At 64.2% G+C, this 9671-nt stretch carries 11 protein-coding genes; 5 read left to right on the top strand and 6 right to left on the bottom strand.

What is annotated here, in order from left to right:
- Positions 1-94 precede the first annotated feature (94 nt).
- Positions 95-328 (top strand): DUF6894 family protein, encoded by a 234-nt coding sequence (locus WA702_RS17180; RefSeq protein ID WP_425111735.1) that lies wholly within the window; start codon positions 95-97, stop codon positions 326-328.
- A 44-nt stretch (positions 329-372) separates the two neighbouring features.
- Here WA702_RS17180 and WA702_RS17175 read toward each other — a convergent pair whose 3' ends face one another.
- A complete protein-coding gene (locus WA702_RS17175) occupies positions 373-1260 on the bottom strand; it encodes a LysR substrate-binding domain-containing protein (RefSeq protein ID WP_425111734.1) in 888 nt (295 codons plus the stop codon).
- 292 nt (positions 1261-1552) lie between these two features.
- On the opposite strand from WA702_RS17175, the gene WA702_RS17170 reads away from it, so the two are divergent.
- Together WA702_RS17170 and WA702_RS17165 are read left to right on the top strand one after the other, a co-directional pair.
- Positions 1553-3856, top strand: a complete 2304-nt coding sequence (locus tag WA702_RS17170; protein WP_425111733.1) for a molybdopterin guanine dinucleotide-containing S/N-oxide reductase — start codon at positions 1553-1555, stop codon at positions 3854-3856.
- Positions 3857-3991: 135 nt separating this feature from the next.
- Positions 3992-4222 carry a hypothetical protein gene (locus WA702_RS17165; protein WP_425111731.1) on the top strand — a complete coding sequence of 77 codons (231 nt, stop codon included), beginning with the start codon at positions 3992-3994 and terminating at the stop codon, positions 4220-4222.
- A 117-nt stretch (positions 4223-4339) separates the two neighbouring features.
- Here WA702_RS17165 and WA702_RS17160 read toward each other — a convergent pair whose 3' ends face one another.
- Together WA702_RS17160 and WA702_RS17155 are read right to left on the bottom strand one after the other, a co-directional pair.
- Complete coding sequence (locus WA702_RS17160) at positions 4340-4930, bottom strand: NADPH-dependent FMN reductase (RefSeq protein ID WP_425111730.1); 591 nt, start codon at positions 4928-4930, stop codon at positions 4340-4342.
- 128 nt (positions 4931-5058) lie between these two features.
- Entirely contained in the window at positions 5059-5274 is a 216-nt protein-coding gene (locus WA702_RS17155) for a hypothetical protein (protein WP_425111729.1), read from the bottom strand.
- Here WA702_RS17155 and WA702_RS17150 point away from each other — a divergent pair.
- On the top strand, positions 5261-6019 hold the full coding sequence (locus WA702_RS17150) for a multicopper oxidase domain-containing protein (RefSeq protein ID WP_425111728.1): 759 nt from the start codon (positions 5261-5263) through the stop codon (positions 6017-6019). The genes WA702_RS17155 and WA702_RS17150 overlap by 14 nt on opposite strands.
- A 78-nt stretch (positions 6020-6097) precedes the next feature.
- Here WA702_RS17150 and WA702_RS17145 read toward each other — a convergent pair whose 3' ends face one another.
- Entirely contained in the window at positions 6098-6376 is a 279-nt protein-coding gene (locus tag WA702_RS17145; RefSeq protein WP_425111736.1) for a hypothetical protein, read from the bottom strand.
- A 449-nt stretch (positions 6377-6825) separates the two neighbouring features.
- Here WA702_RS17145 and WA702_RS17140 point away from each other — a divergent pair, with 449 nt between their 5' ends.
- The gene (locus WA702_RS17140) at positions 6826-7293 is read left to right on the top strand and encodes a hypothetical protein (protein ID WP_425111727.1); all 468 of its coding nucleotides are present in this window, start codon (positions 6826-6828) and stop codon (positions 7291-7293) included.
- Positions 7294-8322: 1029 nt separating this feature from the next.
- Here WA702_RS17140 and WA702_RS17135 read toward each other — a convergent pair.
- Together WA702_RS17135 and WA702_RS17130 are read right to left on the bottom strand one after the other, a co-directional pair.
- Positions 8323-8580, bottom strand: coding sequence for a hypothetical protein (locus tag WA702_RS17135; RefSeq protein WP_425111726.1), 258 nt, complete (start codon positions 8578-8580; stop codon positions 8323-8325).
- Positions 8581-8790: 210 nt separating this feature from the next.
- The coding region (locus WA702_RS17130; RefSeq protein ID WP_425111725.1) for a DUF2778 domain-containing protein at positions 8791-9671 on the bottom strand (881 nt) is incomplete at its 5' end.

Raw genomic sequence — 9671 nt, 5'->3', positions numbered from 1 at the left:
AGTATTACCACACCGCGTACATCCGAATTTCACCTTCACTTCGCCACTGTTATGCCTGGATACGAATCGCTGTTTTGCGAATAGGAGACGGAAGATGACGCAGGTCTATTTCCACTGCTCCAATGCCAACGAGATCCTGATCGACCGCCGCGGCGCGGCCGTCACCAATCTCGCCGAGGCGCGCGATCACGCCGCGCGCGTGATGCGGTCGCTGATTTCAGCCCAGACGACCGACGACTGGCGCGAATGGGTGCTGCATATCGCCGACGATCTCGGCGACGAGATCTTTGCGCTGCCCTTCGCCGACGCGTTGGGCCGGATGCAATAAGCGTTCGCTGCGCGCAAGGCTTGGCCGGGCTAGCCGCAAATCGCCTACTCCGCGAGCACCTTCTTCAGCCATACCCGCAGCGCGACGATGGCGGGATCGTCCCAGCGCTCCTTCAGCGCCACCAGCTGGTATGATTCGAGATAGATCACCGACGGGATCACCTCGACCAGCGCGCCGCTGCGCAGATCGTCGCCGACCAGCACTTCGTTAGCGAGCGCGACGCCCTGCCCGTAACGTGCCGCTTCGATGGCGAGGTGGGCATGCCACAGCCGCTGCCCGCGCAACGGCCCCGGCTCGGCGTGGCCGGCGAGCGCAAACCAGCGCTCCCACTGCTCGCTCGACTCTTCATGGATGAGCTGTGCCTTGGCAAGCTCCGACACATCGGTGACCACCGGATAGCGCGCAAGATAGGCGGGACTTGCCACCGGAAACACCCGTGGCCGCATCAACGCCTCCGCCATCAACGGTCCCTTGGTGTCGATGGCATCGGCATAGACGATCTCGGCATCAGCCTCGCCGCGCAGCAGGTCCGGATGGGAGAGCGTCGGCTGCAGGTTGATGTCCCAGTTGCGCGGCGGCCCGGTCAGCTCGGGCAAACGCGACAGCAGCCGGCGGTTGGCGATGCCCGGAATGCACCAGATGTTCAGGGTCGGCCGCGCCGCCGGGCGGATCATCGTGACCGCGCGGGCGATGATATCGAAGGCCTGTGTGACCTGGGCGTGGAACATTTGCCCGGCGCTGGTCAGCGCGATGCCGCGGCCCTCGGCGCGCACCAGGGCCACGCCCAGGGCGCGCTGCAAATTCTGCAGATGGCGCGACACCACGGTGTGGCTGACCGCGAGCTCGTCGCCGGCCGCGCGCACACTGCCCGTGCGCCCGACCGCCTCGAAGGCGCGCAACGCGATGAGAGAAGGCAGTCGTGATCTGGTCATTGCTCGCTACAAGCTTGAACGCAACTGACGACAGCGGCAACATCTTCGCCACACCGCGCGACCCGCCGGGACAGCCGATGCGACGACATGGCCGCATGCCGCAGACACATGTCGACACGCGCCGATCCTTGTCCGGGACATCCGATCGGGCAATAAATGAAGGTGCTGCTTTGCGCTTGAATGCTCTTAGCGCCACGCGCGGCGCAATGCCAGAATAGATCGTATGAGAGTGAATCCGAGCTGACCAGATACCAGCAAACTTCGGTGCATCATTAACCATGCAGGCGACGACATGACGCAGGACGGCGGCGATTGGAGTCCTCATAGCGCGCATTGGGGCGCATTTTCGGCGCGCTGGGACGGCAACGCGCTCGAGGTGAAGCCTTATCATACCGATCCCGCGCCCTCGCCGATCCTGGATAATTTCCGGACCGCGCTTAGGCACCGCGCGCGCGTGTTGCGGCCGATGGTCCGCAAATCCTGGCTGAACAAGTCGCGGCATCCGCGCAGTTTCGACAGCCCGTTCGTTGCGCTGCCCTGGGACGAGGCGCTCGACCTGCTCGCGGCCGAGCTGTCACGCGTGCGCGACCAGCACGGCGCGGCTTCCGTCTATGGCGGCTCCTATGGCTGGGCCAGCGCCGGCCGCTTCCATCACGCGCAGAGCCAGCTCCACCGCTTCCTCAACGTCGCGCTCGGCGGCTATGTGCGCTCGGTCAACAGCTACAGCGCCGGCGCCTCGGCGGTGATCCTGCCGCATGTGATGGGCAATTTCGAAGGCATCTCCCGCCACAACGTCACCTGGGAACAGATCGCCGAACACACGGATCTCGTGCTCGCCTTCGGCGGCATGGCGGTGAAGAACGCCGATGTCGCCTCGGGCGGCATCAGCCGTCACATCGAGCGTGATGCGATGGCGCGTGCGGCGGCGCGCGGCGCCTGCTTCACTTGCATCAGCCCGTTGCGCGACGATCTGCCCGAGCAGGCCGCGGCTAGCTGGCTGCCGCTCAAGGTCGGCACCGACGTGGCGCTGATGCTCGCCCTCGCGCATACCTTGCTGCTCGAGAAGCTGCACGATGCGGATTTCATTGCCCGCTACACCACCGGCTTCGAGCGCTTCGAACGCTATCTGCTCGGCCGCGACGACAGCACGCCCAAGGACGCGCGCTGGGCCGCTGACATCACCGGCATCCCGGCTGACACAATCCGCGGTCTCGCCCGCCGCATGCCGCGCGGGCGCACCCTGATCACGGTGTCGCATTCGCTGCAGCGGGCGCAATATGGCGAGCAGCCGGTGTGGATGGGCGCGGTGCTCGCTGCCATGCTCGGCCAGATCGGCCTACCAGGCGGCGGCTATCATTATGCACTGGGCGCGCTCGGCCATACCGGACGGCGCGTCAATGCAGTGCCGAGCCCGACCCTGCCGCAGGGGCGCAACGCCCTCAGCGATTTCATTCCGGTGGCGCGAGTCGCCGACATGCTGCTCGATCCCGGCGGATCGTACGACTACAACGGCAAGACGCGGCGCTATCCCGATATCAAGCTGGTCTATTGGGCCGGCGGCAATCCGTTCCACCATCACCAGGACATCAATCGTCTCCGGCGCGCTTTCCAGATGCCGGAGACCATCGTGGTGCATGAGAGCGCCTGGACGCCGATGGCCAAATTCGCCGACATCGTGCTACCGGCGACGATGACGTTGGAGCGCGATGACATCGGCGCCGCCGGTACCGACCCCTTGCTGGTGGCGATGCGCAAGGTCGTGGAGCCGATCGGCGAAGGGCGCGACGATTACACCATCCTCGCCGGCTTGGCCGAGCGCATGGGCGCCGGCGAGCCGTTCACCGAGGGCCGCGATGCCAGGCAGTGGCTGGCGCATCTCTATGAGCCGACGCGCGCGGCGCTCGCGGCCGCCGGCTGGGATGCGCCTGATTTCGAGACGTTCTGGGCGCGCGGTGAGCTGCCTTTGCCCTCCGGTCCCGACGATGGCGGCTTCCTGCGCGCCTTCCGTGCCGATCCTGATAGCCACAGGCTGGCAACGCCGAGCGGCAAGATCGAGATCTTCTCCGAGACCATCGCCGGGTTCGGCTACGATGATTGCCAGGGGCATCCGGCCTTCATGCCGAGCACGGAAGCCACGAGCGCACGCCATCCGCTGACCCTCATCGCCAACCAGCCGGCGACGCGGCTGCACAGCCAACTCGATTTCGGCAGCCACAGCCAGGCCAGCAAGGTGGCAGGTCGCGAGGTCGTGCGGCTCAATCCGCAAGACGCAGCCATGCGCGGCATCAAGGACGGCGACGTCGTGCGCCTGTTCAACGACCGTGGCGCCTGTCTTGCCGGTGCAAAGCTTTCCGACCGCGTGATGCCGGGCGTGGTCCAGCTCTCGACCGGCGCCTGGTACGATCCGGATCCTGCCGGCGGTGATCAGCCGATCTGTATCCACGGCAATCCGAACGTGCTGACCCGCGACGTCGGAACCTCAAAGCTGGCGCAGGGCTGCTGCGGTCAGGTCACCGTGCTGGATTGCGAGAAGTACGATGGCACCCTGCTGCCGATTCGCGCCTTCGATCCACCGCAGCCCGACGTAAAGCCGTAAACGGCATGGGGAGAACTACAAGAAAGTATTAGTCACGCCGGACCACAGGCGGCGCGTTTGCCGCAAAGTTTCCATAATTCGGGTCTGAGAATTTGCACGTTTCCAGCAGGAGGAACAAGGATGCGGATTGCAAACATGATCCTCGTCAGTTCGCTGGCCGCCTTCGTCGCGACGACTGCGCCCGCACTGGCAAGGAACTCTCAAACCCAGAAGACGGCCGACGAGCAGACGAACTCGTCAGCCTGTCACGCCTATCAGCAGGCGGCGGACGGCACCTGGACCGCGCTGCCGTGCCAGGAGCATGGCGCAGCAGCGCAGACCGAGCACAGGCCGGTGGCGAGCGGCAGCAGCGACGAGCAACGCTGATATCATCGACGGCATTGCTCCGTCATTGCGAGGAACGTAAGCGACAAAGCAATCCAGACTCCTTGCGCGACTCTGGATTGCTTCGCTTCGCTCGCAATGACGGGGTGAGAGTCGAATTCAATACGGCGGCCTCTTCCGCGCATGCTGCGCCTTGGCCGCTTCCACCCACCACAGCAGGTCGTCGGCGAAGCGCGGGAAAGCGCGCTGCAGCGCCTTGCCGCCCTCGCCTATCGGTTGCCCTTCAGCCGACAGCGTCTGGCTAATCGGCCCGGACGCGATCGTGCTCGACACCACCACCATGCCCATCTCCGACAGCGTGCCATGCCAAGCCGTCGCCGCGCGCGCGCCGGAGAAGCGCCCGGCCGAATAGCTCGCAATCGCGGCCGGCCGCCAGAACCATTCCTCCAGGAAATGATCGGTCAGGTTCTTCAACCCCGGCTGGATGCCCCAATTATATTCGCCGGTGACGAAGATGAAGCCATCGGCGCTGCGGATCTTGCCGGCGAGCTCCTCCAGCTCGGCGGGCGCCTCGCCCGGCTTGTACTCCTTGTACATGCGGTCGAGCATCGGCAGATTAATCGCCTTGGCGTCGATCAGCTCGACCTCATGGCCCATCGCGCTGAGGCCATCGATGACGAACTGAGCCAGCCGAATGCCCATCCGGTCGGAGCGATAGGATCCGTAGAGGACGAGAATGCGATAGGTCATGGCGGTCTCCGATTGCGGCACCGCCCATAGAACCCATCGTCAGCGTCGGCACAAGACGATTGTGCTGCATCGCAAGGACGATCACATCAACATCATCTGCGATGGTATTCGACCTCGTCGCCGACGCATCAGCGTCGGCACAGCCCGCTCTTGAGCACCCAGCCGTCCTCGGCGCGCGTCACCGCAACGATGTCGAGATAGAGCTGCTGAGCGGCATCGCTCTTCGAGATGAAGCTGACCTCGCACAGGAACGCATTGCCGCCGCTGTCGTGGCACTTTGCGCTCACCACCAGCAGGTTCTTGTCGAGCGGCGCCTCCGCGACGTTCAAGATGGTCGGACTCACCATGGGCTCCGGCGATTCCTGGCCTGCGGTCGATCTCGCCAAGGTGCAGTTCAATCAGTCCGGCCCGCGGCAATACACCAACACGCAGGTGGTGGTGGGCGGGCCGAGCGACGCCGCTGCACTGAACCAGCAGAGCTCAGGCATTCTGAGTGCCGCGGTGCCGTCGGCGACAGCAGCGCCGGCTCCGGCCGGATGCGCTGCACTGGCCGCCGGCCGTCACCGCCGCATCTTCTTCGGCTTCTCCGACGTGACGGTGAACAACACCTTCGCGCTCGGCTATGAAGAGGTCGACCAGAACGGCCACGTGGTGCCCGGCTCGCAGAAGCCTGCGGCAGACCAGCTCGCCCAATTCGATCCGGCGCAAGCCACGGTTTGCCTGCCGCTCGGCCCCGGCCAGACCCCGGTGCACGAGACCTGGGAGCTGGTCCAGCTTTCGACCGAGAACCACAACTTCCACATTCACCAGACCCGCTTCGCCAAGAAGGGAGCTGGCGGCACCGTCTTGCAGGACAACATGCCGCTCGGCGTGGCGACGCCGGATTCGACCATCATGGATCAGGTCAACAACAATCAGAACGGCGTCTGCACCATCGGCCAGTGGCGTTCAGGTCACTGCCAATCGACCACGCTGGTGCTGGATATCCCGTTCGCGGAGCTCGGCGAGTTCGTCTATCACTGCCACATTCTCGAGCATGAGGACGGAGGCATGATGGCGCGCATCCAGGTCGTGCCGGCTCCGCTCTGAAGCCGTCATGCTGAAAGCGCAGGGCCCGGAACATGACCTGCATTCCGGGCTCTGTCGCAGATATGATGTGAGGGCAGTCTATCGCGACCAGCCGTCGGCCGATGCCGATCGCTCGGTCGGCTTTCCGAATACGCTGCGGCAGCCCTCGCTCAGGTTGACGCGCTGGCGGCGCATGCAGGCGATGATCCGTTCCCGGTCCGGGATTTCCGACGAGCACAGCCGGAATACGTCCCCGGTGCACAGCCTGCGCTGATCGTCTTCGGTGAAAGCCTGGCTCGCGCTGGGCAGCAGCGTCAGGAGCGCCACCCCCGCAAGCATCGCATTGAAGTTTCGTACCGTGAACAGACCAGTCCGCATCATTCCGTCGCCCCCAAGAGTCGAATTGTCCGTCGAATATTGTCCGTCGAAGATCGTCGTTGCTCGATCGACCGCGTTGTCTGGCTGCTATTTGATCAGTCGTTCGATCAACGCCCTCGCAACGACGCCCCAAATCCCGTCTCATCGTTGCGAAGCAGTTGCCGCAGCAGAATCAAATCATGACACGTCAAGGCGCGCCTTCAAGATTCGCGCTGGTCCGTGCAGCACAATTTTGGCGCCTGTTGCATCTTGCCCGCATGCATCAGCGCAAATTGTGCAGCCGCGGCTGCATCAGCTGCGGCGCCTTAGCGCCTGATACCGCAATGCGCGGCGCGCGCGCCACGATGGGAACCGAGATGCGCCGCCAAATCGTCACGAGCCGAACGCATTGCGGCCAAGGCCCCCGCACACTCTGATCGCGTACCGAGTTAGCGTCAGGAAGGCAGGTCATGGCGTATACGATGATCGCAGAGCGGAACAATCAGAAGGTCCGCAAGCAGCGTGAGAGTGCGCTGATCGTTCTGGCCAATGCCCAGGTAATGCAGAGCGAAGGCTGGCAAGTTGTCATCCTCGACAATGACGGCAGCGATTTCCAGCCGCGCGAATTCGAAGCGACGCTGGCGGAGAGGTTCTCCTGGTACAAGGTCAAACCGGAGCCGATCGTGGCGCCCTCGGCGGACGAACCGGCCGACGAGCAACTCGAAGCCGAAGCGCTGGTCGCAGCCGAACTCGCGGCAGAGGATTTCGAAGCCCAGGAGCTGGAGGCTGAGGAGCAGGAGAGCCCGGACGGCGACCTCCGCGAGGTCGATGAATCCGATTTCGAAGAGCCCGATCTCGATGACGCCGACCTTGAAGAGGCCGCGCATGAAGACGCCGAGATGACCGAAATGGAATTCGAACGCGAGCCGGCCGAATAGTTGGCCATTCGTCGGATAAATCACCATCGAGCAAACTCGAAGGATTAGCCTCCACCGTCGTCGCGGCCGACGCCGTCCCCCGGATTGCCCGTCGGCAAACTCATGAGGCTCACCCGCTGTCGTCCGGATAGCCCGTGGGGCGAATCAGGCGATCGATTTTTGCGCGATTGCTCCGCACCGGGCGGCCCGTCATGCACGAGCGCGACCTCGAATTCGTCGCGCCAAAAAGCCAATTTGCAAAAGCCGATCAAGGCGATCGCTACCGTCAAGACGGTCGACCGAAAATAAATCTCTTTCGCTTTTTCGGAAATTGATGTTCTATCTCCCCATCCCGCTTCACCACGGAGGGGCGTTGCGCGCGATCGTCACGACACGCGAGGCGGGGATGCGGTGGACGCGAGGTGTCGGCAGCATGCTTCGCATGCCGACGAACGGCGCTTCGCGGACGTGAAATCGTGTGGTCCTGGCCTCCCGGTGCTGAGGCCAAGCTTGTTATGATGCGTCTCACGCATCCGGCAAGCGATGGGGGCAAGACAGCCGGTCCCCAAGGAGAGCGCGTATAAGCGTTAAAACCATCGCGCGGGGAATGCCGGATGATCCGGCTGAACCTGTGGTAACCGCCGCGTGCACTTCTTTTCGCACGCGGGCCATGGGTGAGGCCCTCACCCGGCATTCCCTGCGCCCTCCTTCCTTGGGAGGGTCATGATCATGGATCACTCGGACGCGAATAGCGCCGCGAGAACGCGGTGGGTTATCTGTAACGAGGCAACGATGCGACCATGCTTCCGATCGTTCATCGCCCGAAGGGGGCGATCCAGGACGCCGCGGCTCCTCGACGAATCACAACTGTCTCTGGGATGCCGGGTCGTCCGGTCCCGTCTTCGCCAAGGCTTCGACGCGGCCGCGCACTCAAGGGCGCGCCGGAGCTTTGGCGAAGGCGGCAAGCCGGGGCGACGACAGCAATGTGTGGGAATCACAGCGGGACCAAACGAGGTTTCGCATTTCGACCCGCAGCGGGCCGCCCTCATCTCACAGCAGCTTCGCGTTCACGAACAGCGTGCGCACGGCATTGGTGGCCTGGATGGCCATGATGGCATTGTCGGCGGCTGCCTGCAGCAAGGCCATGGCCTCGTCGTGCTGCGACTTGAACTCCATCCATTCCACGGAATTGAGACTGGACAGGAATTGGTAGGCCTGCCCCACAGTCGAAATCGCGGTCGGCTTACCGTTCACCTTGATGTTGAAGGTGGTGCGCAGCCGCGTTTCAGAGCTTTCGGGGTCGCTCATTATCAATGCTCCGGAAACGAGTGCTCGGATCCCCTCAAGCTCGCCGCCATAACCGATGAGATCATGGCGCTGCGAGACCCGGAATCATGGATGGCATTAGCAAATATGATTCGTGCGCGCTTTTGAATTTGGCTGGCGCAGAAAGCGGGTCGGCCCGCATGTGGAAGGAACTTCATGATCAGACAGCCGCGTTGCCACTCCGGCAAAGCGTCACTGGTCCGGCGACTTCTGCGCGGTCCGGGTGGCGACCACGGATCGGAGGCTGGACACGACGACGAGCTTCGAGACCTCGCCGTCGTCATAGGCTTTGAGGAAGCGATCGTAGTTCTTGATCGAAACGCAGCCGTTGGAATCGCCGTCCGGACCGAGCATGTAGGGGTGAGTGAGCAAGCCGACCCGGCCGAGCGCCGAGCCTTCGACCGCCGTCATGCGCAGCGCACGGACGCCGTGGAACAGCTTCTCGCGCGGCTTCAGCTCGTAGGTGGCGGGCGGGGTTGCGCCCACCATGCGCTGCGAGACATGATCGGGGTCGTCGCGCAGATCGCCCATCCCGGAATGGGCTTCGAGGCCGATGCCCGAGGGCAGATACAACATCTTGCCGGTGAGATCGTAGACGGCGGTCTGGCGGTCATAGCCGAGCGCGCCGAGATCGACGTTGGAACGGATGATGCCGGTATCGGGGCCCAGCGAGGCAAGTCTGACCGGGTGCGGCAGCAGATCGGACAGCTTCTGCAGCAGCGAGCGATCATCGCCGCGGGCGCCTGGATCGACCTGCGCCAACGACGACGGCACCAGGCTGGCTGGCAGGTTGGCGGCTACGGGACGCGGCCGCGGCAGCGGCACGCCGGGTGCCGGCATCGCCACGGTAGTGCCTTCGACCAGCGCCGGCCGGAAGTCACCGGCGCTCAGGTCGCCGGAGCCCGGATCGGGGTTGCCCATGCCTCTAACCAGGGCCGCTCGCGCATCGAGCAACTGGCGATCGAGCGCGTGGGTTGCGAAACGGTCGAGCGCCTGCACGACATCGCTCGCGGGATAGACGGTGGCGGACCGGCTCGATCCAAACCGGGCATCGAAAGTGGCGGTCGAGACCG

The organism is Bradyrhizobium sp. (assembly GCF_049798375.1).
GTDB lineage: Bacteria > Pseudomonadota > Alphaproteobacteria > Rhizobiales > Xanthobacteraceae > Bradyrhizobium.
This window is presented reverse-complemented; position numbering and strand designations above follow the sequence as displayed.

Bases quoted from the DNA above. Each gene is read 5' to 3' on its own strand.
- WA702_RS17180 (WP_425111735.1), top strand. From the start codon at position 95: ATGACGCAGGTCTATTTCCACTGCTCCAATGCCAACGAGATCCTGATC.
- WA702_RS17175 (WP_425111734.1), bottom strand. From the start codon at position 1,260: ATGACCAGATCACGACTGCCTTCTCTCATCGCGTTGCGCGCCTTCGAG.
- WA702_RS17170 (WP_425111733.1), top strand. From the start codon at position 1,553: ATGACGCAGGACGGCGGCGATTGGAGTCCTCATAGCGCGCATTGGGGC.
- WA702_RS17165 (WP_425111731.1), top strand. From the start codon at position 3,992: ATGATCCTCGTCAGTTCGCTGGCCGCCTTCGTCGCGACGACTGCGCCC.
- WA702_RS17160 (WP_425111730.1), bottom strand. From the start codon at position 4,930: ATGACCTATCGCATTCTCGTCCTCTACGGATCCTATCGCTCCGACCGG.
- WA702_RS17150 (WP_425111728.1), top strand. From the start codon at position 5,261: ATGGTCGGACTCACCATGGGCTCCGGCGATTCCTGGCCTGCGGTCGAT.
- WA702_RS17145 (WP_425111736.1), bottom strand. From the start codon at position 6,376: ATGCGGACTGGTCTGTTCACGGTACGAAACTTCAATGCGATGCTTGCG.
- WA702_RS17140 (WP_425111727.1), top strand. From the start codon at position 6,826: ATGGCGTATACGATGATCGCAGAGCGGAACAATCAGAAGGTCCGCAAG.
- WA702_RS17135 (WP_425111726.1), bottom strand. From the start codon at position 8,580: ATGAGCGACCCCGAAAGCTCTGAAACGCGGCTGCGCACCACCTTCAAC.